This window comes from Mesorhizobium sp. USDA 4132 (genome assembly GCF_056279545.1).
Window position 1 is genome coordinate 572,774 of record NZ_JBWCCP010000001.1, and the last position, 26,789, is coordinate 599,562.

Consider the following 26,789-nt stretch of genomic DNA (forward strand, 5'->3'; position numbering starts at 1 on the left):
CTTGCCGCCTTAAAACGCCGCGCGCCTGTCATGTTTGGCGAGACGGGTAAGCAGATAGTCAACTTCGGCTTTGGCGGTCGCGGAGAGCATCTGCGCCGGTTTGCGCTGCGCATCCGAGGTGATGACGCCGCGCCGTTTCAGCACGTGCTTGCGGATCGCCAGACCGATGCCGGCCTGCTGCTCGTAGCGGATCAATGGCAGATGCGCATCGAACAGGTCATGCGCCTCCTCGCGCTTGCCGGCTGCAAACAGGCCAACCAGTTCCGTCAGCATGTCGGGGAAACCGTAGCCGGTCATCGCGCCGTCGGCGCCGCGTTCCGGTTCGAAATCGAGGAACATGCCGCCATTGCCGCAAAGGATCGAGAACGGGCGCAACTCGCCCGCCTTCTGCATGGCGCGCAGCTTCGACACCTTTTCGAGGCCCGGCCAGTCCTCGTGCTTCAGCATCAGGCAGGATGGGTGGTTGGTGATGATCCTGGCGATCACGCCCGGCGACATGACGACGGTGAGCGTCAGCGGATAATCCTGCAGCACCCACGGTACGTCGTCGCCGACCGCTTCGACAGCCCCGGCGAAATAGTTGACGATCTGGTCGTCGGTGCGCAGCGCCGGCGTCGGGGCGATCATCACGCCGGCAGCACCCATGTCCATCGCATCGCGCGCCAGCGACCGCATCCCTGCAAAGCCCGGCGCCGAGACGCCGACGATGATCGGCACTTTGGCGCGAGAGACGACACGTTTGATGATGGCGCGGCTTTCGTCCGGCTCCATCTTCGGCGCTTCGCCCATGATCCCGAGAATGGTGATGCCGGTGCAGCCGCTCTCTTCATAAAAATCCGTCAGCCGGTCGATCGAGGCAAAATCGATCGATCCGTCTTCGAAGAACGGCGTGGTGGCGATGGCGTAGACGCCTTTGGTCTCGATCCCGAAGGTCATTATTGGGCGTCCTTCCAGGCCTGATAGCGGGTTTTCGTTTCTGCATTCATCGGATAGAGGCCGGGCAGCGGCACGCCGCGGTCCACCTCGGTCATGATCCAGCCCTCCATGCGCTCCTGTTCCGGCGCCTCGGCGACAACCGCGTCGAGCAGCTTGGCGGGGATCAGCACCGCGCCGTCATCATCCACGACGACGATATCATCCGGAAAAACGGCAACGCCGCCGCAGGAGATCGGCTCCTGCCAGCCAACGAAGGTGAGGCCGGCGACGGAAGGTGGAGCAGCGATGCCGTCGCACCAGACCTTCATGCCGCTGCCGAGCACGCCTTCGGCATCACGCATCACGCCGTCGGTCACAAGCCCTGCCACGCCGCGCTTCGCCATCCGGGAGCAGAGAATGTCGCCGAAAATGCCGGCATCGGTGACGCCGAGCGCGTCAGCCACCGCGACGCAGCCTTCGGGCATCGCCTCGATCGCCGCGCGGGTGGAGATCGGCGAAGCCCAGCTTTCCGGCGTCGCCAGATCCTCGCGGGCGGGCACGAAACGCAGCGTGAAAGCCGGCCCCACGACGCGGCCCTGGCCCGGCTTCAGCGGCTTGGTGCCGCGCATCCAGACATTGCGCAGGCCCTTCTTCAAAAGCACCGTGGTCAGCGTGGCGGTGGAGACACCCTTCAGCGTCTCGATGATCTTGGGGTCCAGCGGCATGAATTCTCCTTGGGAATCTAAAGTGCCGCCTTCGCAGGCGGCGGGCGATATTCGGTCGCGACTTCTCGTTCGTCAAGGAACTAACGCCCCTGTCGTCATTGACACGACCGCCGTCTGTCGAGGTATAACGTCTTTCAACACTGACACATGGGAGGATGAGACAGTGCTTTTTCCAACGACACTCGTCGGCAGTTATCCGCAGCCGGAATGGCTGATCGACCGGGCCAAGCTCGCGGGCCGTTTCCCGCCGCGCGTCCGCGCCAGAGAGCTCTGGCGCATCCCCCAGGAATACCTCGCCGAAGCACAGAACGACGCGACGATCATGGCGATCAAGGCGCAGGAGGAAGCCGGCCTCGACATCATCACCGATGGCGAAATCCGCCGCGAGAGTTATTCGAACCGCTTTGCGACCGCGCTCGAAGGCGTCGATCTCGACAATCCGGGCTCGGCGCTCGATCGCTCCGGCCACCCGAACCCGGTGCCGCGCATCACCGGCAAGATCCGGCGCAAACATGCGGTCGAGGCCGAGGACGTGAAATTCCTGCGCAGCCACACGGCCCGCAAGATCAAGATCACCGTTCCCGGCCCCTTCACCATGTCGCAGCAGGCCCAGAACGATTTCTACAAATCCGAAGAAGAAGCCGCCTACGACTACGCCGACGCGGTAAACGCCGAGATCCGCGATCTCTTCGCCGCCGGCGCGGATGTGGTGCAGATCGATGAGCCTTATATGCAGGCCCGGCCGCAGAAGGCGGAACAGTATGGTCTCGCGGCGCTCAACCGCGCGCTGGACGGCGTCCAGGGCACGACGGCCGTGCATATCTGCTTCGGTTATGCGGCCATCATCCACGAGCGGCCGTCAGGCTATTCCTTCCTGACCCAGCTTTCGGGCTGCTCCTGCCACCAGGTGTCGCTCGAAACGGCGCAGTCGAACCTCGATTGCTCGACGCTGACCGGCCTTTCCGGCAAGACGCTGATGCTCGGCGTCATCGACCTGTCGGACATGAACATCGAGACTCCGGAAATTGTCGCGGCCCGCATCCGGCGGGCGCTGCCTTACGTCGAGGCGAAGAACATCATCGTCGCGCCCGATTGCGGCATGAAATACCTGCCCCGCGAAGTGGCCTTCGGCAAGATGAAGGCGATGGTCGAGGGTGCCAAGATCATGCGCCGGGAACTCGGCGAGACTGCCTGATCTTCCAGTTGAGTGCGTGGATAACAGGGGCGATTGCCACGGCAATCGCCCTTTTGTTTTGTGGCCTCGGCGCTGGGTACACGCGATACGACGATATGTATCCCAAACGTCTAAAAATACCGCCATAAGCGACTTACAAACCACATATTGTATCCCAAATAAAATCGATGTATACATTGCGTCAGAGGATTTTCGGTTTGTGGCTGGGGCAATCTGCCCCACACAACAAGGCTGGTCCGATAGGAAGATCATGACGACCCTTGTTCTCATACCCGGGCTTGTATCGGACGCGATCGTCTGGGCGCCCTTGGCCGAAGCGGCGTCTGGCGTCATGCCGGTTCATTACGCCGACCTCTCCGACGGCACATCGATCACCGGAATGGCTCGAACGCTTCTCGACGAGACGGATGGCGATATCGTTGCTGTCGGCCACTCGATGGGCGGGCGCGTCGCCCTGGAAATGGCTCGCATGGCGCCGGATCGGGTTCGCGGTCTTGTGCTGGCCAATACGGGGCATCATCCAAAGCGCGAAGGCGAGGAAATCAAGCGGCAGCAGATGATCGATCTCGGCAACCGCAGCATCGAGGACCTGGCGCAGCAATGGCTGCCGCCGATGCTCGATCCGGCCCGTGTCGGCGACAGAGAACTGATCGATACCCTGCGTGCCATGGTCCTTAGAGCCGGTTCCGAAGTACACGAGCGCCAGATTCGCGCGCTTATCGGCCGGCCGGACGCCAGCGCCTATATCGCCGATCTTCGTTGTCCCATCCTGCTCGTCGCCGCTCGCCAGGATGGCTGGAGCCCGATCGCCCAGCACCAGGAAATCGCCGACGCAGCGCCGGATACAGAGCTCGTCATCATCGAAAATGCCGGGCATTTCGCTCCCGTCGAACGTCCCGTGGAAACGACCGCCGCCATCACCGAATGGCTGGCGCGCAGATTTGGAGAATCCCAATGAGTGAAGCAGCAGCTACGATACCGGATACCCCGCTCTTCGACCGGGCAGGCTCGATCCGCGGCTACCGGATCAACAAGATGGCGATGGCACTTGGCCAGCCCGCCAACCGCGCAGCCTTCAAGGCAGACGAAGAGGCCTATCTCGACAGTTTCGGCCTGAGCGCCCACGAAAAGTCGGCGGTCATGGCCCGTGACTGGCACGAGATGGTGCGCCTCGGCGGCAATCTCTTCTTCATCCTGAAGATTTCCGCGGTCGATCCGACCCCGATCACCAGGATCGGTGCGGCCCAGGCCAGCATGGAACACGAAGACTTCCTGCATATGAGACTGGGAAAAAAGCGCAATGGCTGAGATCATCGGTGGGCTCGGGACAAGCCACGTTCCCTCGATTGGTGCGGCACTCGACAAGGGGCTGCGTGACACGCCGGATTGGAAGCCGTTCTTCGATGGCTATGAAGTCGGCAAGCAGTGGATGCGGGACGCCAAGCCGGATATCGCCGTCGTCGTCTTCAACGATCACGGCAATACCTTCTTCCTCGACCGCGTGCCGACCTTCGCTGTCGGCGTCGCCGAAACCTACAATCCCGTCGATGAAGGCTGGGGTCCGCGCGCCATTCCGGCATTCGAAGGAGCGGTCGATTTCTCCTGGCATTTCGTCGACAAGCTGGTCGAACGCCATTTCGACCCGATGGTCTGCCGCGAGATCGAGGTGGATCACGGCCTGCAGGTTCCGATGGAGCTGTTTTTCGGCCGGCCGGAAGTCTGGCCGGTGAAGGTCCTGCCGATCTGGGTCAACACCATCCAGTATCCGATCCCCACCCCGCAGCGCTGCTGGGACATGGGCAAGGTCCTGCGCGAAGCGATCGAAAGCTGGCCGGGCGACGAACGCGTCGTCATTCTCGGCACCGGTGGCCTGTCGCATCAGCTTCAGGGCGCCCGCGCCGGCTTCATCAACCAGACGGCCGACCGCGCCTGGCTGGACGGCATCGCCAGCAATCCGGAACCTTATCGCGCCATGAGCCGCGAGGACTACGTCGAACAATTCGGTTCCGAAGGCGCCGAGCTGATCATGTGGCTCGTCATGCGCGCCGCGATGAACAGCGACGTCAACCTCATCCACAAGCACTACCACGCCCCGGCCTCGATGACCGGCGCCGGCATGGTCGTGCTGGAAAATGCGGCCTGATCGATGTTCTTCCTGATGCGCTGCCTGCACCATGAAGGCCAGGATGCCGCCCGCGATGCCCACCGACCGTCGCACCGGGCCTGGGTCCAGTCGGGTGGAGAGGGCCTTGCCGCTGTCCTGATCGGCTCGGCGCTTGTCGACGAAGGCGGTTCATCGCTCGGCAATTTCGGCGTCCTGGAGGCCGCGAGCCTCGAAGACGCGCAGGCTTTTGCGCAAGGCGATCCCTTCAATCGCGCCGGGATCGTTTCGGCGATCGAGCTGACGCAACTGCCGGACACGTTCCAGGCGGCTCGGATCAGCGACCCGATGACCCCGCGAAAGAACGGCTGATCGCATTTCGGCCAATAAAAAAGCCCGCCATCCGGCCAGGATGGCGGGCTTTTCGTCATGTCGTTCAGTCCCCGATCGTCTCGTGGGCATCCGCCTTGCCCTCGGCCCAATATCCGGCGGCCTTGATCCAGGCGAGCGGATATCCGCGCTTCTCGACCAGATAGGCGCGAGCGGCACGGGCAACCGAGGCTTCGGCGGCGACCCAGATGAAGGTCTCGGGCTGAAGCGCGATCGTCTCGAGCGCGGAGATCAGCCCGGAGGCATCCGTGGCGCGGGAAAGAGGGCGGTGTACCCAGAGCGTCTCGAGCGACGCCTGCGTCTCGAAGACCTGTTCTTCTTCAGGCCCGGTGACCAGCCCGATACTCGTGATCACGGCGTCTTCGCCGGCCTCCTCGATACGCCGGCCCATCGCTGGAAGTCCGGTCTCGTCGCCGACAAGCAGCCAGCGGTTCACGCCGGAGATGACGGCCGAACCTCGCGGGCCGCCGATCGACAACGTGCTGCCCGGCACGGCATCCAGAGCCCATCGCGTGGCGGGACCGGCATCGTGGATGGCAAAATCGAGCACCAGCGACCTGGCGTTCTGATCGTACCGCCGGGGCGTGTAGTCGCGGCGCTCGGGTTCGCCGGTTTCGGTCGGCAGGAATATCTTGACGTGGTCGTCCGGCGCAGCACTGACGAAATCCGAAAGATCCTCGCCGCTGAGCGTGATGCGCAGCATCTGCGGCGTGATACGTTCGACGGTTTCAACCGTCAGCACACGACGCTTGAGTTCGTGACGAATGCGCTCGATCTTGGGAGCGGAGGAGGTCTGGTCCTGGGTCGTAAGGTCGTTCATCTAAATCCTTTCACGGGATGTCGATATCGACCTGCCGGACACCGCCGCGCAGACCGAAACCGGCAATGCCCGGTCGATCAGCGCGTTGAGTGACGTTAACGCTTACGTGCGAAGCCTTGCGGCAATCGCAGTGTGAGCTTTAGGTAGGCGGGCAAAGCCCCGACGGCAAGGGTTGGCGAGCGTCAATTCCGGCAATTTTGCCAGTTGGGAAACTGCAAACAGCTGTCGTCAAGGTGATCGTCTTCGCAGCGATGGCCTCGACATCCACCTTCCCTGCACCAGATAACTCCAGTCGTTCAGCCTTTGTGAAGGACTGGCGGCCAATGTGCTGCGATCCCTGGGCGATTCGCCCGACAGTATGGAGATGGCATGACGCTGCTGCAATTCCCCGCCGATCGGCGCACCGCTGACGTAAAACGCTGCGCTGAGGCGCTTCTGCGGCTTCACGGCGAACAAGCGAACCGTTTCTGGCGATCGGAAATGGCCGGTTTTGCGGCAGCTCTCAAAGCTCAAGGCGTGGCAGACGAGGAAATCTCCCGCCAGGCCGGCCTGTTCATGCACGCCGTCCAGATCCAGCTCCAGAGCGATTGCCTCGGCGACGAAACCAGCCTTGTGGCAGGTTAAACCCGCGCCGGCCTTTGCGCGGAGATGTCGGCGACGCAGGCGCTATGGAACAATTGGAGATAAGTGGTGCCGCTTGCAGGACTCGAACCTGCGACCCCATCATTACGAATGATGTGCTCTACCACCTGAGCTAAAGCGGCACGGGCAGCGACCGGGTTTGCCGGGGCTGCGAGTGATGCGGCTGATACAGGCAATGACCTGCGATTTCAAGCCGGGTTTTAGGCTTCTCGACGATTTTCCTGAAATGACGGTTATTATCCAGCCGTTAGTTCAGACTGTAAGACGCTCGCGCGCCGCCCGGTATTCGTTTTCCAGCCGATCGACGAGTTCCGCGACCGGGACCACCGCCTTGACCGCGCCGACACCCTGGCCTGCCCCCCAGATCTCCTTCCAGGCCTTCGGCCCGCTGACCGCCTGGTCGAAATCCATCTTGGACGGATCGGCGACCGGAAGGGCATCCGGGTCCATGCCGGTGGCGGTGATCGAACCCTTGAGGTAGTTGCCGTGGATGCCGGTGAAATAGTTGGAATAGACGACGTCGGCGGCATTCGAGTCGACGATCATCCGCTTGTAGCCCTCGACGGCGCGCGCCTCCTTGGTGGCGATGAAGGGCGAGCCGATATAGGCCATGTCGGCGCCCATGGCCTGGGCGGCAAGGATGCCGCCGCCGGTAGCGATCGCGCCGGCGAGCAGCAACGGTCCGTCGAACCATTCCCGGATTTCCTGCACCAGTGCGAAAGGCGACAGCGTGCCGGCATGCCCGCCGGCGCCAGCAGCAACGGCAATCAGCCCGTCGGCGCCCTTGCGGATCGCCGAATTGGCGTGGCGGTTGTTGATGATGTCGTGCAGCACGATGCCGCCATAGGAATGCACGGCGGCATTGACCTCCGGCACGGCGCCGAGCGAGGAGATCACGATCGGCACCTTGTATTTCACGCACATCATCAGGTCGTGCTCCAGGCGCTTGTTGGAGGTATGGACGATCTGGTTGACGGCAAAGGGAGCGGCAGGCCTGTCGGGATTGGCGGCGTTATGGGTGGCGAGGTCCTCGGTGATCATGGCCAGCCACTCGTCGAGCTGGCTTTCCGGCCGCGCATTGAGCGCCGGGAAGGCGCCGACGACGCCGGCCTTGCATTGCGCCAGCGTCAGTTCCGGGTGGGAAATGATGAACAGCGGCGACGCGATCACGGGCAGGCGAAGCCTGTCCTTGAGGACTGCTGGAAGCATGGATCAAAAACCTCCCGATTGACCTTTACGCAAACGTAAATCCGTCTACCAGATCGCGGAGGCCCCGAAAAGCCGGTGGAAAGATTTTCGAAGCAGATCGCCGGGAGGCCCGGCAAAGGCACCCGACATATCCTGTCCTTATTTTTGGCCATGGTGCAGTCGAATGCGGTGCTTGCAGTTCGGCGGCGGAGAGGTTACCGAAACGTAAACTCCCGCGCAGTGGGTAAGAGTATGAAGAAGGACCGGCAGTGAGCGGTTTGGAAACGGCCATCAGGAACGCACTGGATCGCTCGAACCGGGCGGACCGGGAGATCAGGGCGCGTATTTATCAGTCGGCGCGTCAGGCGCTGGACGCCGGCCTTCGCAAGCAGGGCGTTACCGACCGGCTGATCATCATGCAGCAGCATGAACTTCTGGAGCGGAAGATCCACGAGATCGAAATGGGTGAAGTCGAGCGCCTGGCCGAACCGGTGCCGGGCCCCGCCGTCGAGCTCGAACCGGAATTGCCATATGCCGCAGAACCGATGGCAGTGGAGTCTCCGGTCATGGAGGCTCGCCCGCGGCCGGAAACACAGCAACGGTCGGCGCCGCCGTCCGTCGCGCCGCCTGTCGATACCGTTTCTGGTGAGACGCGCGCGCCAGCTGCCGCGGCCATGTCTCCCGGCGATCTCGGCGGCGTCAGCCCCGCGCGCGGCGAGCGGATCGAAGCCGAGCCATTCGAACCGGCACCTCAGGCGAAAGCGGCAAAGCCGGGCAGGACGAACAGGAACGCCCGCCCGCCATCCGATAGCGGACTGGACGTCCCCCCGGAGCGGGCCGCCAAACCGCGAAAGCGTCGCGGTTTCCTGTCGCATCTCCTGACCTGGGTCATCACCCTCGGCGTGGTTGGCGGCGCCTGCCGGTGGTTCTATCAATCCGGCCTTGTGCAATCGATCATCGAGGAAGCCACGAAGTCGGCGGACCGCTCGGTCGCCGGCCAGGGATCGGGAGGCCCAGTCGCCTTCGATCCGCGCCGCGGCTTCTCGGATGAATGGGTGGAAATCTTCGTGCCCTCCAAGGCGGCGGAAATGAAAGCCGGCGGCCAGGCGAAAATCGAGACGGTCGCCGCCTCGGAAGGGCAGGCCGTCCGCATCGCATCGGCAACGTCAGGCGAGGGCGGCGATGTCTCTGTCGAAGTCCCACCGGAAGTGCTGCGCGAAATGGCCGGGAAGAGCTCGACGGTGGCGCTGACCCTGCAGTCGGGACAGAACAGTTCCGCGCAGCTGTCGGTCCGCTGCGATTTCGGAAGCCTCGGCAGCTGCAGCCGCCATCGCTTTACGGCAACGCAGGAGAAGCTGGAGGCCCTCTTCCGGGTAACCTTCGAGCGGTCGCTCGCGCCCAACCGGCCCGGTCGCCTGATCTTCAACAGCGGCATCGACGGCGCGGACCGGGCGGTGCTGCTCTATTCGGTGCGCATCCTGCCCGGTCAATGAGGTCTATTTCAGGAATTTCGGGCCGAAACCGAAGATCTTGTCGTCGATCTCGCCGACAGCGTCCTTGTCCTTGCCCTCATAGTCGAGCGATAGCAGGATGTGGCGGATGACGTTGAGGCGGGCGCGGCGTTTGTCGTTGGCCCGCACGACGGCCCACGGCGTCTCCTTGTTGTGGGTTTTTTCGAGCATCGCGTCGCGCTTCTCGGTATAGGCGTCCCACTTGTTGAATGCGGCGATATCCATCGGCGACAGTTTCCAGATCTTGAGCGGATCGTGGCGCCGGTCATGAAAACGCTTGAGCTGCATCTCGCGGCCGATATCCAGCCAGAATTTGAAGAAGATGATGCCTTCGTCGGAAATCGTGTCTTCGAAGCGAGGCACCGCCTTCATGAAATCCTTGTACTGCTCCGGCGTGCAGAAGCCCATCACCGGCTCGACGCCGGCCCGGTTATACCAGGAGCGGTCGAAGAGCACGATCTCCCCTGAGGTCGGGAAATGCGAGATGTAGCGCTGGAAATACCACTGGCCGGCCTCGGTCTCCGTCGGTTTGTTGAGCGCCACCACGCGGGCCGAACGCGGATTGAGATAGGCATTGATCGAAAAGATCGTGCCGCCCTTGCCGGCCGCATCGCGGCCCTCGAACAGCGCCATCATGCGCTTGCCGGTCGCCTTCAGCCAGAACTGTACCTTGACGAGCTCGACCTGCAGCTTTTCAAGCTGCTTTGCGTATTTGTCCTTGTCCAGCTTATCGTCATGGGGATATCCGCCGGAACCAAGAGCACGTTCCTCGATCCAGGCCGGTAACACCGGGTCATCGATATCGAACCGCTTGAGCTTGCCGTTGATGTCGATATCGACTGCCCGGCTTTCGGTCTCATCCGCCATGATAATGCTCCCTCCGATCGATCCGCCGCATGGGGGCGGTAGCCGATATGTAACGCAAGTTGGAAATTCCGCTACAGTCCGGATAGCGTCATTTTTGCGATGCGCACTCGGAAGCGATGTATATCTGTCATGCAGGGGATATATGAGCGCGTGTTCAACCTGTGAAAGCTGCGAGTCTGTCTGTGGGGTCGGTACTGGAGAAATGGCGTCGGGGTCTGGGCACGCTTGCTGCGAGGGCTCGGCAGGAGCGACCGCTGTTGCTGCTTCTGACCCTTCTGGCAACGATCGCGTTCCTGGTCGGAATGGATTGGGTGGGCGTGCTCGTCGGCTGGCTGCTGCTGGTGCTGGTCGTTGTCGGGCGCAAGCCCGTCGTCCTTCCGCCGCCGGTCCCGGAGATCGTCGAGGAAGAGCAGCCGGATTTCCAGCCGCTGCCTCAGGTGGCCGCAACGCTCAGTGCGCTCGATATTCCGGCTTTCGTGCTGGGCGAGGATATAACCGTCCTCTACCAGAACAAGGCCGCCGAAAAGGCCTTTGGCGTTCTTTCGCCCGGATCGCATCTTTCGGCCCGGCTGCGGTCGCCCGGCATTCTCGACATGGTGCGGGAAACCATCGCCACCGACGAGCCGAACCAGATCGAGCATTCCGAGCGGCTGCCCTCCGAGCGTGTCTATACCCTGCGCATCGCACCCATCGATCTTGGTCAGCCGATGCAGCAAAGCTCGGAAGACGTGGTGCAGAAGCTCTATCTCCTCTCTTTCAGGGATATTTCGGAGTTGCGCCGCATCGACCGGATGCGCTCCGATTTCGTGGCCAATGCCAGCCATGAACTGCGCACTCCGCTTGCCTCGCTGCGAGGGTTCATCGAGACCCTGCAGGGGCCGGCGCGCTCCGATCCGGCCGCGCACGAGCGGTTCCTCGCCATCATGTTCGACCAGGCGACGCGCATGAGCCGCCTTGTCGACGATCTCATGTCGCTGTCGCGCCTGGAGCTCAAATCCCATATCGCTCCGGACCAGACGATCGACCTGAAGCCGCTGATCGGTCATGTGCGGGATGCGCTCGTACCGCTCGCCGACGATCTCGGGGTAGAGATCCGCACGCACCTGCCGGAAGGCAAGGTGGAGGTTCTGGGCGATCGCGACGAGCTCGTCCAGGTTTTCGAAAACCTGATCGAGAACGCCTGCAAATACGGCCAGGAAGGCAAGTTCGTGGACGTCTATCTGCGCAACGGCGCCTCCGATCCGGTGGAAGTGACCGTTGTCGACCAGGGGCCGGGCATTCCGGCCGAGCACGTTCCGCGGCTTACCGAGCGCTTCTACCGGGTCAGCGTGGCCGACAGCCGTTCCAAGAAAGGCACGGGCCTAGGCCTTGCAATCGTCAAGCACATCCTGACCCGCCACAGAGCACGTCTGATCGTCAAGTCGGAAGTCGGCAAGGGAAGCGAGTTCACCGTCAGGTTCTGACATAAAGGGCTCTCTCTGCAAAGCTGTGCATTGCATTTCCGTTTAAATATCAAATACTTGATATGTCACAAATGTTTCACCGAACTGACATAAAAGAGAGGTGCTACAGCGGCTAAGACAAGCGGGCCGAGCGTTGGCGAGAGCGAGAGCCAGCGCCGTCCGCATTCACACAAGCCCATGACGGGAGATTCCTCATGAACATCCTTAAACTCTCTGCAGCTGCCCTGGTGGCCTCCGTTGCGTTTGCCGGCGCCGCCGCTGCACGCGACCAGGTCCAGGTTGCTGGTTCCTCCACGGTTCTTCCCTATGCGAAGATCGTTGCCGAATCCTTCGGTGAAGCCTTCCCGAAGTTCAAGACCCCGATCGTCGAGTCGGGCGGCACCGGCGCCGGCCTCAAGGAATTCTGCAAGGGCGTTGGCGAAGCCACGATCGACGTTGCAAACGCTTCGCGCCCGATCAACAAGTCTGAAGCCGAAGCCTGCAAGGCAGCCGGCGTCACCGACATCCAGGAAATCCGCATCGGCTACGACGGTATCGTTTTCGCGACCGCCAGCAGCAACGGCGACATGAAGCTTGAGCCGAAGGACCTCTACAAGGCTCTCGCCGCTCAGGTCGTTGTTGACGGCAAGCTCGTCGCCAACCCCTACAAGAACTGGTCGGACATCAACCCGACGCTTCCGAAGGGCCCGATCGCTGCCTACATCCCGGGCGAAAAGCACGGCACCCGCGAAGTTTTCGAACTGAACGTTCTAGCCGCAGGCTGCAAGGATGCCGGCGCAACCGACGTCATCGCCAAGGAAATCGCTGACAAGGCTGCCCAGGCCAAAGCCTGCGTTGCTGTTCGCAAGGACGGCGTTGCCGTGGACATCGACGGCGACTACACCGAGACCCTCGCTCGTATCGCTGCCAACAAGACCGGCGTCGGTGTGTTCGGCCTCGCTTTCTACGAAAACAATGCCGACAAGCTGAAGGTCGCCACCATGCGCGGCATCAAGCCGACCTCGGCCACCATCGCCGACGGTACCTACCCGGTTTCCCGTCCGCTGTTCTTCTACGTGAAGAAGGCTCACCTGGGCGTCGTTCCGGGCCTCAAGGAATACGTCGAGTTCTTCCTTTCCGACGACATGATCGGCCCTGACTCGCCGCTCATCGAGTACGGCCTGGTTGCTGCTCCTGACGCACAGCGCGAACAGGGCCGCAAGGACTTTGCCGCTGGCAAGACCATGTAATCCAAAGACCGGCGCCGCTTTTGGCGGCGCCGTTTTCTCTTCCGATCGATGGCCTTTGCATCGGCGGAATCGTCGGTTTTGTGGCGATGGTGTTGCGCAGGGCGCGATGGCGAATGCGATCGGTTCCGATGAACGGAGCTGGGCGGTGATGGGTTGCCGCCGAAAGCGGTACGCCGGGGGATTATGATGAACACATCACTAATATTATTGATTTTGGCAATAATCGGCATAGCCGGTTACGTCACTGGTGCCCGGTATTCAATGGCACTGGTCGGAGGGATTTCCTCCAAACTTCATTCACGGCCCGGATATTACGGTTCTTTTGTCGCTGTCTGGGCGATCCTGCCGGCCGTCGTCATTCTCTTTGTCTGGCTGGTCGCCAGCCCGATCTATATCAGCTCCTCGGTCCGCGGTGCGTTTCCTGAAGAGGTGAAAACCCAATCGCAGGCCGAGCAGGGCCTGAGCTACGGCATGATCACTTCGATCGCCCGAGGCATGAATGCGCTGACCGGCGACGAGATTGCCCGCGTCGAGAATAATCCGGTCGAGCTGCGTGCTGCGCTTGGGGCCAAGGGCGTTCCGCTTGCGGGCGATCCCCAGCCCTTCATGGTCAAGGCCGCCGCTGTCCTGAACAGGATGACCTTCGTCAGCCGCATCCTCATGACGATCGTCGTATTGGCGGCTTCCGTCGGCGGGGCGTTCTTCGCCTATCGTCAGATTGCGCCGCGCTTCCGCGCCCGCAACCGAGTGGAAAAGGTGGTTCTCGGCAGCCTCGTCGTCGCCTCCTCGATCGCCATTCTGACCACGATCGGCATCGTCGCCTCGATGCTGACCGAAGCGGCCCACTTCTTCACCGCTATTCCCGCCTGGGAATTCTTCTTCGGCACGGTATGGGATCCGCGTTTTGCTGCTGCCGGTTCTGGCGGCTCCGAAGGTCAGTTCGGCCTTATTCCGCTGCTGCTCGGTACGCTCTATATCGGTTTCGTCGCGATGCTCTTTGCGGTTCCGATCGGTCTCTTTTCGGCAATCTACATGTCGGAATACGCCTCGCCGAAGGTCCGCTCGGTTGCGAAGCCTTTGCTCGAAGTGCTCGCCGGCATTCCGACCATCGTCTACGGCTTCTTCGCCTTGACGACCGTCGGACCGTTCCTGCGCGATATCTCTTCGCAGCTGAACGGCCTCGTCACCGGCGACTATGCCAACTTCATTCAGGCACAGAGCGTTCTGACCGCCGGCTTCGTCATGGGCATCATGCTGATCCCCTACGTCTCCTCGCTGTCCGACGATATCATCACGGCGGTGCCGCGTGCCCTGCGTGACGGCTCGCTCGGCCTCGGCGCCACCCGTTCGGAAACCATCAAGAAGGTCGTCCTGCCGGCCGCTCTGCCGGGCATCGTCGGCGCGCTCCTGATGACCGCATCGCGCGCCGTCGGCGAGACGATGATCGTCGTGCTTGCGGCCGGTGTTGCCGCCCGCCTGCAGATCAACCCTTTCGAGCCAATGACGACCGTGACCGTCAAGATCGTCAATCAGCTGACGGGTGACCTTGAGTTCACCTCGCCGCAGACCCTGGTTGCCTTCGCGCTGGGCATCACGCTTTTCGCCATCACGCTTTGCCTCAACATCTACGCGCTTTATATCGTGCGCAAATACCGGGAGCAGTACGAATGACCGATGTGGTTTCTCCCGCCGCCGGCATCTCCAGGGCCAAGTCCGTCCGTCGCGATATCGGCATCAAGCGCCGTTACGCCGCCGAGCGTCGCTTCCGTGCCTATGGCATCGCCGCGCTTTCCTTCGGCATCATCTTCCTGATGCTTCTCCTGTGGTCGGTGGTCTCCAAGGGTTACACCGCCTTCCAGCAGACCATGATCACCATGCCGGTCGAGTTCTCGCAGCAGATCATCGACCCGCAGAACGAACGTGCCACCAATCCGCAGAAGCTGATGACGGCCAACTATCCGGTCGTCGCCCGCAATGCTCTCGCCAAGCTGCTTAACGTCAGCGTCGATGACCGTGTCGCGGCCCGCGCGGTCGGCCAGATGCTGTCGGATGGTGTCCGCGTTCAGCTGCGTGACCTGGTCATCGCCAATCCGGCGATCATCGGCACGACGCAGACGGTAAGACTGCTTGCTTCCGGCGATATCGACTCGGCCTACAAGGGCCAGATCGACCTCGACGTCAGCCAGGAAAACCGCAAGATCAACGACCAGCAGCTCGGCTGGATGAAGCAGCTCTCTGACAGCGGAGCCCTTGCCAAGCACTTCAACGGCGGCATTTTCGTCAACGGCGCATCGAGCCGTCCGGAAGCAGCCGGTGTCGGCGTCGCGCTCATCGGCTCGTTCTACATGATGCTGATCGTGCTTGTCCTGGCGCTACCGATCGGCGTCGCCGCTTCGATCTATCTCGAGGAATTTGCCCCGAAGAACAAGTTCACCGATCTGATCGAGGTGAACATCAACAATCTCGCGGCCGTTCCCTCGATCGTCTACGGTCTGCTAGGTCTGGCGGTGTTCGTCAACTTCATGGGCCTGCCGCGCTCGGCCTCCTTCGTTGGTGGTCTGGTGCTCACCCTCATGACGCTGCCGACGATCATCATCGCGACCCGCGCGGCACTGAAGGCAGTGCCGCCATCGATCCGTGCTGCCGCCCTCGGGCTCGGCGCCTCGAAGATGCAGACGATCTTCCACCATGTCTTGCCGCTTGCCATGCCGGGCATCCTGACCGGCACCATCATCGGCCTCGCCCATGCCCTTGGCGAAACCGCACCGCTGCTCCTGATCGGCATGGTGGCCTTCGTCGCCAACTATCCGACCACGCCGCTCGACCCGTCGACGGCGCTACCGGTCCAGATCTACATGTGGGCGAACGAAGCTGAGCGCGCGTTCGTCGAGCGTACCTCGGGAGCAATCATCATCCTGCTCCTGTTTCTCATCCTAATGAATGTTGGCGCAATTCTCTTGCGGCGTCGCTTCGAGCGGCGCTGGTAGAAGGAGTATGACAATGAATATGATGTCAGAATCGGCAGTAGAAAAGGCGCTGGACCAGAAGATGAGCGATGCTTCCCACAAGATGATCGGTAAGGACGTTTCGGTTTATTACGGCGAAAAGCGTGCGCTTTTCGACGTGAACCTCAACGTCCGCGAAAACACTGTGACGGCTCTCATCGGTCCTTCCGGTTGCGGCAAGTCCACCTTCCTGCGCTGCCTCAACCGCATGAACGACACGATCGAGAATTGCCGCGTCACCGGCAAGATCACCCTCGACACGGACGATATCTACGACAATAACATCGACGTCGTGGAACTTCGCGCCCGCGTCGGCATGGTTTTCCAGAAGCCGAATCCGTTCCCGAAGACCATCTACGAGAACATTTCCTACGGTCCGCGCATCCACGGCCTTTCCAAGAACAAGGCCGACATGGATCAGATCGTCGAGGCGAGCCTGCAGCGCGCCGGCCTCTGGACCGAAGTCAAGGATCGCCTGCATGAATCCGGCACCGGTCTCTCCGGCGGTCAGCAGCAGCGTCTGTGCATCGCCCGCGCGATCGCCGTGTCGCCCGAAGTCATCCTCATGGACGAACCATGCTCGGCTCTCGATCCGATCGCGACCGCCAAGGTAGAAGAGCTCATCCATGAACTTCGTGCCAACTACACGATCGTCATCGTGACGCACTCGATGCAGCAGGCTGCCCGCGTCTCGCAGCGCACCGCCATGTTCCATCTCGGCCAGCTCGTCGAGGAGAACGACACCGACAAGATGTTCACCAATCCCGACGACCAGCGCACCCAGGATTACATCATGGGCCGTTTCGGCTGACCCAGCCGACTGTGCCGCCTGAAAATCAATTTTGAGGACTAGAAGATGGCATCGACCCATATCCTGTCGGCTTATGACGACGAACTGAAATACCTGAGCCGCCGTATCTCCGAAATGGGCGGCCTCGCCGAGCAGATGTGCTCGGACGCCGTGCGCGCGCTGGTCAATTCCGACGCCGCACTCGCCCAGAAGGTCATCTCCGACGACGTGATCCTCGATCACGCCGAGCGCGAGATCGGCGACAAGGCGATCATCACGATCGCCCGCCGCCAGCCGGTTGCGGCCGACCTTCGCGAGATCGTCGGTTCGCTGCGCATCGCCTCTGATCTGGAGCGCGTCGGCGACCTTGGCAAGAACACCGCCAAGCGCGTCATCGCGGTTCAGGGCACCGGCGTGCCACGCAAGCTCGCTCGCGGCCTGGAGCATCTCTCCGATCTCGCCCTCGTGCAGCTCAAGGACGTCCTCGACGTCTATTCGACGCGTTCGGCGGAGAAGGCCGAGGCGATCCGCAGCCGCGACGAGGAAATCGACGCGATGTACACCTCGCTGTTCCGCGAGCTCCTCACCTACATGATGGAGGATCCGCGCAACATCACCACCTGCACGCATCTGCTGTTCTGCGCCAAGAACATCGAGCGCATCGGCGACCACGCCACCAACATCGCCGAGACCATCTACTACATGACGACCGGTGCCCAGCCGGAAGGCGATCGTCCGAAGGACGACTCGTCGAACACGCTCGGCGCGATCACCGAATAGAACTGACGGAGCAGACCAAGAATGCTGCCGAAAATTGCTGTCGTAGAAGACGAAGAAGCGCTGAGCGTGCTTCTTCGTTACAATCTGGAAGCCGAGGGTTATGAGGTCGATACCGTTTTGCGGGGCGACGAAGCCGAAATTCGGCTTCAGGAGCGGGTACCGGACCTCCTGATCCTGGACTGGATGCTGCCCGGCGTTTCCGGCATCGAACTCTGCCGCCGGCTGCGCATGCGCCCGGAAACGGAGCGCTTGCCGATCATCATGCTGACGGCCCGCGGCGAGGAGAGCGAACGTGTTCGCGGCCTCGCCACCGGCGCCGACGACTATGTCGTGAAGCCCTTCTCGACGCCTGAACTGATGGCCCGCGTCAAGGCGATGCTTCGCCGCGCCCGTCCCGAAGTGCTCTCCAGCGTGCTCCGTTGCGGCGATATCGAACTCGACCGGGAAACTCATCGCGTTCACCGCAAGAGCCGCGAAGTGCGCCTGGGCCCGACCGAATTCCGCCTGCTGGAATTCCTGATGGCGTCGCCCGGCCGCGTCTTTTCGCGGTCGCAGCTTCTGGACGGCGTCTGGGGTCACGACATCTATGTCGACGAGCGCACCGTCGACGTGCATGTCGGGCGTCTCAGGAAGGCGCTCAACTTCTCCAATATGCAGGATGTCATCCGCACCGTCCGCGGCGCGGGTTATTCAATGGAATCCTGAGAGGCGGCTTTAAGCCGCCTCGGTCTGCCGCTGCCATTCCGGCAACGGAAAGATCCTGTCGTAGGCCCAGTTGAAGAAGAAGGCATAGACCACGTAGAAGACCGCGAACGACACGTCCATCGTCAGCGCATGGGCGAGGCTGATGCCGAGATACCAGGCGATCAGCGGCAGAAGCGCGATCAGCAGTCCAAGTTCGAACAGCACCGCATGCGCCACGCGTATGGCGGTGTTTTTCTGCGTGCCGCCGGTAAAGCGCTGCATCAGGTGGTCGAAGCCGAGATTGTACAGATAGTTCCAGCCAGTGGCGATCGTCGCGCTGCCGATGCCGACCACGCCGATATCGGCGGCCGGCATGCCGAAGGCGAAGGAGCCGAGTGGTGTGATGAGAGCGAGCCCGATCAGTTCGAAGCTGATGGCATGGCGGATACGGTCGCGTGTCGAGCGCATGATGACCTCCTGGGATGCTTTCCGGGCCGTCCCGGAGTTTCTGCCCGAATGGGGGAGGTCGTCCTCGCTGTCTTTCAGATAGGCGCAATGCCGATCCGGAGCAAGGCTCGGCCGGCATATCTGCCATGCACAACAAAAAAGCGGGCCTTGAGCCCGCCTTCGATTTTTGCCCTCGTGTCGCGCCGCCGCTCAGACCCGTGCGGCAACCTTGCGGCGCTCGTTGACCGGCTGGTAGGCGAGCTTTGCGTGATAACCGCAATAGGGCGATGCATCCGGGGATTCACAGCCGCAGAAGTGGAAGTCTTCCTTAAGCGGGTCGCCGACCGGCCACTTGCAGGTGCGCTCGGTGAGTTCCGTCAATGCAAGGCGACGGGAGATCGGCACGACCACGTTGGAGGCCGGACGGTATTCCATCTCCTGGTAGGGTTCGATCTCGATCTCTTCCTTGACCATCGTCGCGCCGACGGCGCGGGTAACGGTCCGGGTCGTGACGCGCGACGCATAGTTCGGAGCCCGCGGCGCCGATGTCGTCCGCTTGGCAGCCGATGCGCGACCGGTCGCAACCGTGCCGCCGGCTTTCGCCCGGCCCGGCAGGCAGAGGCGATGCACCTTGCCGATCACGGCATTGCGGCTTACGCCTCCCAGTTGTGCAGCAATCTGGCTGGCACTCAGGCCCTCCGACCACAATCTTTTGAGCTTCTCGACACGCTCGTCTGTCCAGTTCATGCCCGTTCTCCGCCTTTGAACGCCGCTGGCATGCAGAATCCGTCCACCTTTACTGTGAAAATCATTTCACAGCACCCACTATATCTATGCTTGAGGTGACTAGTTCCGCCGCATGCAGTCTAGTAATTGATCTTTAACCTAGTGTGAGGCTGACTCCGTGGCAAGAGTCGGAGGAATCTGCGGGATTCGATTTCGTGGTTTTCCCCAACTTGCTGTGATGGAGAGTCTTTTTTGTCACAGAAGCCAGCGCCTGTCGGTTTCCGGTCGTAACGCGCCTAAAACACCGAGCTTTGTTGACATTGACGGCCTAAACCCCGATAGTGCCCCCGCCGCCCAGTGGGCGGCATTTTTGGTTTTTCTGGCCGGTTTTGTCGGCCTTTTTTGACTGCCTAGAGGAGTGATGTCGCCATGGCTGAAGCCGCGCTTTTCGACACGTTTGCCCGGGCTCCGCTGCGTTTTGAACGCGGCGAGGGCGTATGGCTTGTGACGGAAAGTGGAGAGCGATATCTCGACTTCGGCGCGGGCATCGCCGTCAATTCGCTCGGTTATGGCCACCCGCATCTCGTCGGCGCGCTGAAGGCGCAGGCCGACAAGGTCTGGCACACGTCCAACCTCTTCGAGCAGCCCGGCCAGGAGACGCTGTCGCGCCGCCTCGCCGACAACTCTTTCGCGGATAAGGTGTTTTTCACCAATTCCGGTGCGGAGGCGCTCGAATGCGCCATCAAGACCGCGCGCCGCTACCAGTTCGTGAAGGGCCATCCGGAACGCTTCCACATCGTCACCTTCGAGGGCGCCTTCCATGGCCGCACGTTGGCGACCATCGCTGCGGGCGGCCAGGCGAAATATCTCGAAGGTTTCGGCCCCAAGGTCGAAGGCTTCGATCAGGTGCCGTTCGGCGATATGGACGCTTTGAAGGCTGCGATCACCGATGCGACCGCGGCGATCCTCATCGAGCCGATCCAGGGCGAGGGCGGCATCCGGCCGGTTCCAAAGGAATTCTTGGCTGCGCTGCGGCAGATCTGCGACGACAACGGCCTGCTGTTGATCTTCGACGAGGTCCAGACCGGCGTCGGCCGCACCGGCAAACTGTTCGCCTATGAATGGACGGGCGTTTCGCCCGACATCATGGCGCTCGCCAAGGGCATCGGCGGCGGGTTCCCGCTCGGGGCCTGCCTTGCCACGGCGGAAGCTGCGTCCGGTATGACAGCCGGCACCCACGGCACCACCTACGGCGGCAACCCTCTGGCCATGGCGGTCGGCAATGCCGTGCTCGACGTGATCCTGGGGGATGGCTTCCTGGAAAATGTCCGCGACGTCACGTTGGTCTTGCGGCAGGGGCTCGCCAGCCTCAAGGATCGCTTCCCCAACGTCATCGAGGATATCCGCGGCGAAGGCCTGCTGCTCGGCGTGAAGGCAAAGGTGCCGGCGGGCGACCTGGTTGCTGCCATGCGGGGTGAACACATGCTGGCCGTTCCGGCCGGTGACAACGTGGTGCGTCTCCTGCCACCGCTCACAGTCACAGCGGAGGAAGCCCGCGAGGGTCTCTCCCGCATCGAGAAAGCGGCGGAAAAGCTCTCCGCCTCGGAAATGAAGAAATCGGCCTGAGCGGGCAAAAAGGGGGATGCCGTTGTAGGTTTCCCGCGTCACAGGGAACATCACATGGCATCTCCCAAGCATTTCCTCGATCTTTCCGCCGTTTCCCCGGCTGATCTGCGCAGCATTCTCGACGACGCGAAGACCCGCAAGCAGGCTACCAAGGCCGGCACGGCGGAAAAGCCGCTAGCCGGCAAGATGCTGGCGATGATCTTTGAAAAACCTTCCACCCGCACCCGCGTATCCTTCGATGTCGGCATGCGCCAGCTCGGCGGCGAGACGCTGTTCCTGTCGGGTACCGAAATGCAGCTCGGTCGCGCCGAGACGATCGGTGACACCGCCAAGGTTCTGTCGCGTTACGTCGACGCCATCATGATCCGCACCACGGATCACGCCCGTATGCTGGAGCTTGCCGAACACGCGACCGTACCGGTCATCAATGCCCTGACCGACGACACGCATCCCTGCCAGATCATGGCGGACATCATGACTTTCGAAGAGCATCGCGGGCCGATCGCCGGCAAGACGGTTGCCTGGACCGGCGACGGCAATAACGTGCTGCATTCCTTCGTCGAAGGTGCTGCCCGTTTCGGCTATCGCATGAACATGGCGGTGCCGATGGGGTCGGAACCTGCCGACAAGTTTCTCAACTGGGCGCGCAACAACGGTGGCAACATCATGCTTTGCCATGATGCCGAAAAGGCGGTCGCCGGCGCCGATTGCGTCGTCACCGACACCTGGGTCTCGATGAACCAGGAGCACAAGGCGCGCGGCCACAACGTCTTCCAGCCCTTCCAGGTCAATGCCGACCTGATGAAGCGGGCCGACAAGGAGGCGCTGTTCATGCACTGCCTGCCGGCTCATCGCGGCGAGGAAGTCACCGACGAGGTCATCGACGGCCCGCAATCGGTGGTCTTCGACGAGGCTGAGAACCGCCTGCACGCACAGAAATCCATTCTCGCCTGGTGCTTCGGCGCGGTCTGAACGCAATGTCCCGGACGGTGCGGATGCGGAGAGCGGCGGCGATCGAACCTTGATTTCCGCCCCGCAATCCCCCATCTGTCGGTTTTCAACAATACGCCGTCCTATGGACTGGCGTTCCAACACACATCGTCGACGTCTTTTCCTCCGGCCAGCGGTTCCGCTCGGGCTGGCGCTTGTGTAAAGGTTTTTGGGTCGGCGCGAAGGAGTGAAGACATGGCGGAAGCGACTGTGGAACTCAATGAACTCGACTTTGCCGGAGATGACCGGGTCGTTCCCTTCCAGGTGGACGGTCTCGACGTGCGTGGCCGGGCGGTCCAGCTCGGGCCGCTGCTCAACTCCATCCTTAGCCGCCACGAATATCCAGGCCCGGTCGCGCGGCTGCTTGCCGAGGCGATCGTCCTGACGGCCCTGCTCGGGACATCGTTGAAATTCGACGGCAAGTTCACGGTGCAGACCAAGGGCGACGGTCCCGTCGATCTGCTGGTCGCGGATTTCTCGACGCCCGACAGTCTTCGCGCCTATGCCCGCTATGACGAGGAAGCCTTGGCGGCCGCCGTTGAAGAAGGCAAAACGTCATCTGCGGACCTCTTGGGGCACGGCGTACTTGCCTTCACCATCGACCAGGGCCGCGGCATGCAGCCTTATCAAGGCATCGTGCCGATGGACGGCTCATCGCTGGAGGAGATCGCCGGCGTCTATTTCCGCCAGTCGGAGCAGATCCCGACCAGGGTGCGCCTCGGCGTTGCCGAGCTCTTCGATCGCGATGCCGATGGTAAGCCGCGTCACAACTGGCGAGCAGGCGGTCTGGTCGCGCAGTTCCTGCCGCAGGCACCCGAGCGCATGCGGCAGCCGGACCTGCATGGCGGCGACGGCGATGAGCGCGATTTCGAATTCACCGAGGACGATTCCTGGGCCGAAGCCCGCACCCTGGTGGAAACGATCGACACCGACGAGCTGACCGACCCGCGGGTTGCGATCGAGCGTCTGCTGTTCCGCCTTTTCCACGAGCGCGGCGTCCGGGTTTACGCGCCGCACCCGGTGTTCGACCGCTGCAGCTGTTCGCGCGACAAGATCAAGGGCGTCCTCTCGGGTTTTTCCGCCGAGGAGATTGAGGCAAGCGAGGAAGACGGCGAGATCGCCGTCACCTGCGAGTTCTGCTCGACCACCTATCGCTACAAGGCGGATGAATTCGCTGCAGCCTGAAAATCAGACGGCGGGAGTTTCCTCCCGCCGCTTTCGTTTCAGGGCATCTTGCATTCGAAGTTCGCTCCATCCTTCACATCGCCGTTGCCGGAGTATTTGGCCGATTGCGGGTAGGGGCAGAGCGGCCGGGTCATCGCCTGTTTGCCATCTTTGATCTGGCTTGCCTGGATCACCGTCGGCGCTTTGCCGTTTTCCACCCAGTCCATCAGCGGCGTGAAGGCGTCGAAGACATCGGTGCCGTAGCCCGCGGTGCAATGGAACATGCCGGGCACCATGAACAGCCGGTAGAATTCCGCGGTCCGATCGGCACCCATCTGCTTGCGGACGGCTTCATAATAGTTCACGCCCATCATCGGGTTCAGCGCCGGATCCGACCAGCCGAAATAGGTGATCATCCGCCCGCCGCGTTTTTGGAACTCGCTGAGGTCGGGATTGGTCGCGTCGACGATCTCTCGGATCGCGCCGATCTTCGGATATTCGGCATCGAAGTCGAAGGTTTTCCAGTCGATCGCCTTTCCGGAGGCGGGCAGCATCGCCATGTTCTTGACGAAGGTCTCGCCATAGGCCAGCTGCCGGCTTGGTCCCTGTTCGGACACCATCCACATGTCCCAGCCGCTGACCCCGCTCGGATCGACACCCTCGGTGCCGAACTGCACGCCGGGGAAAATCGTCTCTCCCTTGATCTTCACACCGCCCGCCAGCGCCTTCAGCGTGTCCACCTGCGCAGGCGTGAAGCAGTCCGAACCGCCGGCCTCGCAGGTCTTCAGGTCCTTGGCCGGATCGAAATTGCATTGGCGCGGATCGGCGATCAGCCCATCCTTGGCACCGTCGATCGCATCGCATTTGTCCATAACCGCCTTGGCGAGCACCGGAAGCTGGGCGCGGCTGATCGGCGCCTTGAGGAGCGCTCGCGCATTCCAGACGCCCCAGATCTGCGTATTGGTGAGATCGAGGACCGGCGCTCCAGCGAGAATGCCATCGAAATCGCCCGGATAGCGTTGCGCCGCCATCAGCCCCTGGCGTCCGCCGGTCGAGCAGCCGTCCCAATAGGAGAAGGAGGGATGCCGGTCATAATAGCGTGCGGCGATCGCCTTGGCCGTGTCGACCGTCACATGCACGGCTCGTGATCCGTAGTCGATCAAGAGGCCGAGGTCCTGTGCAAAATCCCCGAGCTTATAGGTGACCGCATCATGGCCGGTATTCTGCTGGACGGTGAGAAAGCCTTTCGTAAGTGCGGCATTGCGGGTGGTGATCCGCGACGCCGCGGCAAGGTCTTCGCCGGCATACCCGCCATTGCCGAACATGTAGAGCCGGCGGTTCCAGTTGTCCGGAAGGGTGATTTCGAAACGGACCTGCGGCCGGATATAGCCGGTCACCTGGCAATGGCCCGGCACGTTTCCGACGCTCGCGACATGCGTGGCTTTCAGCGTCGCGACCTCGGCAAAGGATTGGCTGTTCAACATACCGCAGGCGATCTGCGGCGAGACCGTGGCGGAAGCGAAATCCGGCCGGTCCTTCTGGTCGATGAAACTGCTTTTGTTTTGTGCGAGCGCCGGCGTAAAGGCCGTAAGCGTCGTGAACGCGCAGGACGCCAGCAGAATGACCGGCAAAGCGGAACGTGCCATCAAGTACTCCTCCCAAAGACCGTTTGACGGTGCCAAGATGCCGCAGGAGGAAAGGGGTAACAAATAGAAAAACCGCCGCCACCCATAACCTGTAGGTTGTCGGCAGCGCCGTCTAGTTGAGGACGCGCATCAGGCCTGGTGAATCCAGCGAGAAAGCCGGGATCGTCACCTCGAAGGTTTCGCCGTCGTCGGTCTGCATGTCGTAGTGGCCGAACATCAGGCCGGACGGGGTGTCGAGCGGACATCCTGAAGAATACTCGTAGCTGTCGCCGGGCTTCAGCCGCGGCTGCTCACCGATGACACCAGGCCCGTCCACTTCGTCGACGATTCCGTTCTGGTCGGTAATGTTCCAGTAGCGATGCACGAGCTGCACAGTGAGCGTCGAATGGTTTTCGATGACGATACGATAGCCCCAGACATAACGGCTCTCTTCCGGATTGGATTGCTCCTCCAGATAATAAGGCTCGACGGCGACATCGATATCTCTTGTCCGGGCGCGATACATGCGACACCTCAACAAATCCAACTTGGTTCGATATTGTACAGAGGCGCCGCAACGTCAAGAATTCTCGCGGTTTGAACAACCGAGTGTGGGCATTAGTTGAAGTTAAGGATAACCGGGATGGTGAATATCTGGTCGATCCACCACCCCGAAAAGCCAAGGCTACATGCCGGCCTTTGAAAGCGCCCGCGCGAAATCCTCGATCAGGTCGTCGGTATCCTCGATGCCGGCCGACAGACGCACGGTGCCGGGCGAAATGCCGAGTTCGGCACGGGCCTCGTCCGTCAGGTTCTTGTGCGTCGTCGTCGCTGGATGGGTGATCAGGCTCTTGGAATCGCCGAGATTGTTGGAAATCCTGACGATCTCCAGCGCGTTTTGCAGCTTGAAGGCCGCGTCCTTGCCGCCCTTCAGTTCGAAGCAGACGAGCGTCGAGCCGGCCTTCATCTGCCGGGCGATGATATCGGCCTGCGGATGGTCCTTGCGGCCCGGATAGATGACCTTTGCGACCTGCTTCTGCTCGGCGAGGAAGTCGGCGATCTTCGAGGCGCTCTCGGTCTGCTGCTTGACGCGCAGCGGCAGGGTTTCGATGCCCTTCAGCAGCGTCCAGGCATTGAACGGCGACATGGCCGGGCCCGTATGGCGGAAATAGTCGTGCAGGTTCGCGTCGATCCAGGCCTTGTCGGAAAGCACGACGCCGCCGAGGCAGCGGCCCTGGCCGTCGATATGCTTGGTGGCCGAATAGACGACGATATGCGCGCCGAGTTCCAACGGCTTCTGGTAGAGCGGGGTCGCGAACACGTTGTCGACGACGACCTTGGCGCCGATCTGGTTGGCGAGCTTGGCGACGCCGGCAATGTCGACCACTTCGAGCGTCGGGTTGGTCGGGCTTTCCAGGAAGAACACCTTGGTCTTCGGAGTGATCGCCTTTTCCCAGTTCTCGAGGAAGCGGCCGTCGACCAGCGTGCATTCGATGCCGTATTTCGGAGCGAGCGTCTCGACCACCCAGCGGCAGGAGCCGAACAGGGCACGGGCAGCGACGATATGATCGCCGGCCTTCAGCTGGCAGAGGATCGCGGCGGTGACGGCAGCCATGCCGGACGCTGTGGCGCGCGCATCTTCGGCGCCTTCCAGCATGCACATGCGCTTTTCGAACATGTCGTTGGTGGGGCTGCCATAGCGGGCGTAGATGAAGCCGTCGGTTTCGCCCTTGAAGCGGGCTTCCGCCGCTTCCGAGGTGTCATAGACGAAACCCTGGGTCAGGAAGATCGCTTCCGACGTTTCGCCATATTGCGAGCGCAGCGTGCCGCCGTGTACGAGTTGAGTTGCCGGGCGCCAATTCTTAGTCATGCGTGTTCCCCATTCAGAACAAAAAAACCGGTCGCA

Annotated in this window: 27 protein-coding genes and 1 tRNA gene; 17 read left to right on the forward strand and 11 right to left on the reverse strand. The window is 61.9% G+C overall.

All coding sequences use genetic code 11. The annotated features are described in order from the left end of the window. Positions 1-9 precede the first annotated feature (9 nt). Positions 10-936: a dihydrodipicolinate synthase family protein gene (locus tag ACZ9IU_RS02910; protein WP_038539376.1), complete on the reverse strand. Its 927-nt coding sequence runs from the start codon at positions 934-936 to the stop codon at positions 10-12. Next, entirely contained in the window at positions 936-1,640 is a 705-nt protein-coding gene (locus ACZ9IU_RS02915; RefSeq protein ID WP_038539381.1) for a ribonuclease activity regulator RraA, read from the reverse strand. The genes ACZ9IU_RS02910 and ACZ9IU_RS02915 overlap by 1 nt, the downstream gene beginning before the upstream one ends. A 163-nt stretch (positions 1,641-1,803) precedes the next feature. Here ACZ9IU_RS02915 and ACZ9IU_RS02920 point away from each other — a divergent pair, with 163 nt between their 5' ends. From ACZ9IU_RS02920 to ACZ9IU_RS02940, 5 genes are all read left to right on the forward strand, one after another. Then, on the forward strand, positions 1,804-2,835 hold the full coding sequence (locus tag ACZ9IU_RS02920) for a uroporphyrinogen decarboxylase family protein (RefSeq protein ID WP_038539384.1): 1,032 nt from the start codon (positions 1,804-1,806) through the stop codon (positions 2,833-2,835). A 250-nt stretch (positions 2,836-3,085) separates the two neighbouring features. After that, a complete protein-coding gene (locus tag ACZ9IU_RS02925; RefSeq protein ID WP_038539388.1) occupies positions 3,086-3,793 on the forward strand; it encodes an alpha/beta fold hydrolase in 708 nt (235 codons plus the stop codon). Next, entirely contained in the window at positions 3,790-4,143 is a 354-nt protein-coding gene (locus ACZ9IU_RS02930; RefSeq protein WP_038539391.1) for an extradiol ring-cleavage dioxygenase, read from the forward strand. The genes ACZ9IU_RS02925 and ACZ9IU_RS02930 overlap by 4 nt, the downstream gene beginning before the upstream one ends. Beyond that, the gene (locus ACZ9IU_RS02935) at positions 4,136-4,978 is read left to right on the forward strand and encodes a class III extradiol dioxygenase family protein (protein WP_038539396.1); all 843 of its coding nucleotides are present in this window, start codon (positions 4,136-4,138) and stop codon (positions 4,976-4,978) included. The genes ACZ9IU_RS02930 and ACZ9IU_RS02935 overlap by 8 nt, the downstream gene beginning before the upstream one ends. Positions 4,979-4,981: 3 nt before the next feature. Next, positions 4,982-5,308 (forward strand): YciI family protein, encoded by a 327-nt coding sequence (locus ACZ9IU_RS02940; protein WP_038539399.1) that lies wholly within the window; start codon positions 4,982-4,984, stop codon positions 5,306-5,308. Positions 5,309-5,372: 64 nt separating this feature from the next. On the opposite strand, the gene ACZ9IU_RS02945 is transcribed toward ACZ9IU_RS02940, so the two are convergent. Next, complete coding sequence (locus ACZ9IU_RS02945; protein WP_038539404.1) at positions 5,373-6,146, reverse strand: siderophore-interacting protein; 774 nt, start codon at positions 6,144-6,146, stop codon at positions 5,373-5,375. 369 nt (positions 6,147-6,515) lie between these two features. On the opposite strand from ACZ9IU_RS02945, the gene ACZ9IU_RS02950 reads away from it, so the two are divergent. After that, positions 6,516-6,770, forward strand: coding sequence for a DUF6074 family protein (locus ACZ9IU_RS02950; protein ID WP_038539407.1), 255 nt, complete (start codon positions 6,516-6,518; stop codon positions 6,768-6,770). Positions 6,771-6,834: 64 nt separating this feature from the next. On the opposite strand, the gene ACZ9IU_RS02955 is transcribed toward ACZ9IU_RS02950, so the two are convergent. Further along, positions 6,835-6,910, reverse strand: a tRNA-Thr gene (locus ACZ9IU_RS02955). 130 nt (positions 6,911-7,040) lie between these two features. Continuing rightward, a complete protein-coding gene (locus ACZ9IU_RS02960) occupies positions 7,041-7,997 on the reverse strand; it encodes an NAD(P)H-dependent flavin oxidoreductase (RefSeq protein WP_038539411.1) in 957 nt (318 codons plus the stop codon). 248 nt (positions 7,998-8,245) lie between these two features. On the opposite strand from ACZ9IU_RS02960, the gene ACZ9IU_RS02965 reads away from it, so the two are divergent. Further along, positions 8,246-9,469, forward strand: a complete 1,224-nt coding sequence (locus ACZ9IU_RS02965) for a hypothetical protein (protein ID WP_038539415.1) — start codon at positions 8,246-8,248, stop codon at positions 9,467-9,469. A 3-nt stretch (positions 9,470-9,472) separates the two neighbouring features. Here the strand turns inward: ACZ9IU_RS02965 and ppk2 are convergent, their stop codons facing one another. After that, entirely contained in the window at positions 9,473-10,354 is an 882-nt protein-coding gene (ppk2, locus tag ACZ9IU_RS02970) for a polyphosphate kinase 2 (RefSeq protein ID WP_038539418.1), read from the reverse strand. A gap of 194 nt (positions 10,355-10,548) precedes the next feature. Between ppk2 and phoR the strand changes: the two genes are divergently transcribed. From phoR to phoB, 7 genes are all read left to right on the forward strand, one after another. Further along, the gene (phoR, locus tag ACZ9IU_RS02975) at positions 10,549-11,817 is read left to right on the forward strand and encodes a phosphate regulon sensor histidine kinase PhoR (protein ID WP_437179065.1); all 1,269 of its coding nucleotides are present in this window, start codon (positions 10,549-10,551) and stop codon (positions 11,815-11,817) included. A 194-nt stretch (positions 11,818-12,011) separates the two neighbouring features. Next, a complete protein-coding gene (locus tag ACZ9IU_RS02980; RefSeq protein ID WP_038539421.1) occupies positions 12,012-13,046 on the forward strand; it encodes a substrate-binding domain-containing protein in 1,035 nt (344 codons plus the stop codon). Between the two features lie 186 nt (positions 13,047-13,232). After that, positions 13,233-14,717, forward strand: a complete 1,485-nt coding sequence (gene pstC, locus ACZ9IU_RS02985; protein ID WP_038548632.1) for a phosphate ABC transporter permease subunit PstC — start codon at positions 13,233-13,235, stop codon at positions 14,715-14,717. Beyond that, the gene (pstA, locus tag ACZ9IU_RS02990) at positions 14,714-16,033 is read left to right on the forward strand and encodes a phosphate ABC transporter permease PstA (RefSeq protein ID WP_038539424.1); all 1,320 of its coding nucleotides are present in this window, start codon (positions 14,714-14,716) and stop codon (positions 16,031-16,033) included. The genes pstC and pstA overlap by 4 nt, the downstream gene beginning before the upstream one ends. A gap of 13 nt (positions 16,034-16,046) precedes the next feature. Beyond that, positions 16,047-16,862, forward strand: coding sequence for a phosphate ABC transporter ATP-binding protein PstB (pstB, locus tag ACZ9IU_RS02995; protein ID WP_038539427.1), 816 nt, complete (start codon positions 16,047-16,049; stop codon positions 16,860-16,862). A 45-nt stretch (positions 16,863-16,907) separates the two neighbouring features. Next, on the forward strand, positions 16,908-17,621 hold the full coding sequence (gene phoU / locus ACZ9IU_RS03000) for a phosphate signaling complex protein PhoU (RefSeq protein ID WP_038539431.1): 714 nt from the start codon (positions 16,908-16,910) through the stop codon (positions 17,619-17,621). Positions 17,622-17,642: 21 nt separating this feature from the next. Then, a complete protein-coding gene (gene phoB / locus ACZ9IU_RS03005) occupies positions 17,643-18,326 on the forward strand; it encodes a phosphate regulon transcriptional regulator PhoB (protein WP_038539434.1) in 684 nt (227 codons plus the stop codon). A 9-nt stretch (positions 18,327-18,335) separates the two neighbouring features. Here phoB and ACZ9IU_RS03010 read toward each other — a convergent pair whose 3' ends face one another. Both ACZ9IU_RS03010 and ACZ9IU_RS03015 read right to left on the reverse strand, forming a co-directional pair. Beyond that, positions 18,336-18,773, reverse strand: coding sequence for a PACE efflux transporter (locus ACZ9IU_RS03010; protein WP_038539438.1), 438 nt, complete (start codon positions 18,771-18,773; stop codon positions 18,336-18,338). 189 nt (positions 18,774-18,962) lie between these two features. Further along, complete coding sequence (locus ACZ9IU_RS03015) at positions 18,963-19,499, reverse strand: GcrA family cell cycle regulator (protein ID WP_038539440.1); 537 nt, start codon at positions 19,497-19,499, stop codon at positions 18,963-18,965. A gap of 408 nt (positions 19,500-19,907) precedes the next feature. Here ACZ9IU_RS03015 and ACZ9IU_RS03020 point away from each other — a divergent pair, with 408 nt between their 5' ends. From ACZ9IU_RS03020 to ACZ9IU_RS03030, 3 genes are all read left to right on the forward strand, one after another. Continuing rightward, positions 19,908-21,104, forward strand: a complete 1,197-nt coding sequence (locus ACZ9IU_RS03020; RefSeq protein WP_038539443.1) for an aspartate aminotransferase family protein — start codon at positions 19,908-19,910, stop codon at positions 21,102-21,104. 54 nt (positions 21,105-21,158) lie between these two features. Then, positions 21,159-22,076 carry an ornithine carbamoyltransferase gene (gene argF, locus ACZ9IU_RS03025; protein ID WP_038539447.1) on the forward strand — a complete coding sequence of 306 codons (918 nt, stop codon included), beginning with the start codon at positions 21,159-21,161 and terminating at the stop codon, positions 22,074-22,076. A 213-nt stretch (positions 22,077-22,289) separates the two neighbouring features. Then, positions 22,290-23,279 (forward strand): Hsp33 family molecular chaperone, encoded by a 990-nt coding sequence (locus ACZ9IU_RS03030; protein WP_038539450.1) that lies wholly within the window; start codon positions 22,290-22,292, stop codon positions 23,277-23,279. A gap of 38 nt (positions 23,280-23,317) precedes the next feature. On the opposite strand, the gene ACZ9IU_RS03035 is transcribed toward ACZ9IU_RS03030, so the two are convergent. The 3 genes from ACZ9IU_RS03035 to ACZ9IU_RS03045 form a co-directional block, all read right to left on the reverse strand. Then, entirely contained in the window at positions 23,318-24,904 is a 1,587-nt protein-coding gene (locus ACZ9IU_RS03035) for a tannase/feruloyl esterase family alpha/beta hydrolase (protein ID WP_038539453.1), read from the reverse strand. Between the two features lie 112 nt (positions 24,905-25,016). After that, a complete protein-coding gene (gene apaG, locus ACZ9IU_RS03040; protein WP_038539456.1) occupies positions 25,017-25,409 on the reverse strand; it encodes a Co2+/Mg2+ efflux facilitator ApaG/CorD in 393 nt (130 codons plus the stop codon). 159 nt (positions 25,410-25,568) lie between these two features. After that, positions 25,569-26,753: an O-succinylhomoserine sulfhydrylase gene (locus ACZ9IU_RS03045; RefSeq protein WP_038539459.1), complete on the reverse strand. Its 1,185-nt coding sequence runs from the start codon at positions 26,751-26,753 to the stop codon at positions 25,569-25,571. Positions 26,754-26,789: the final 36 nt, after the last annotated feature.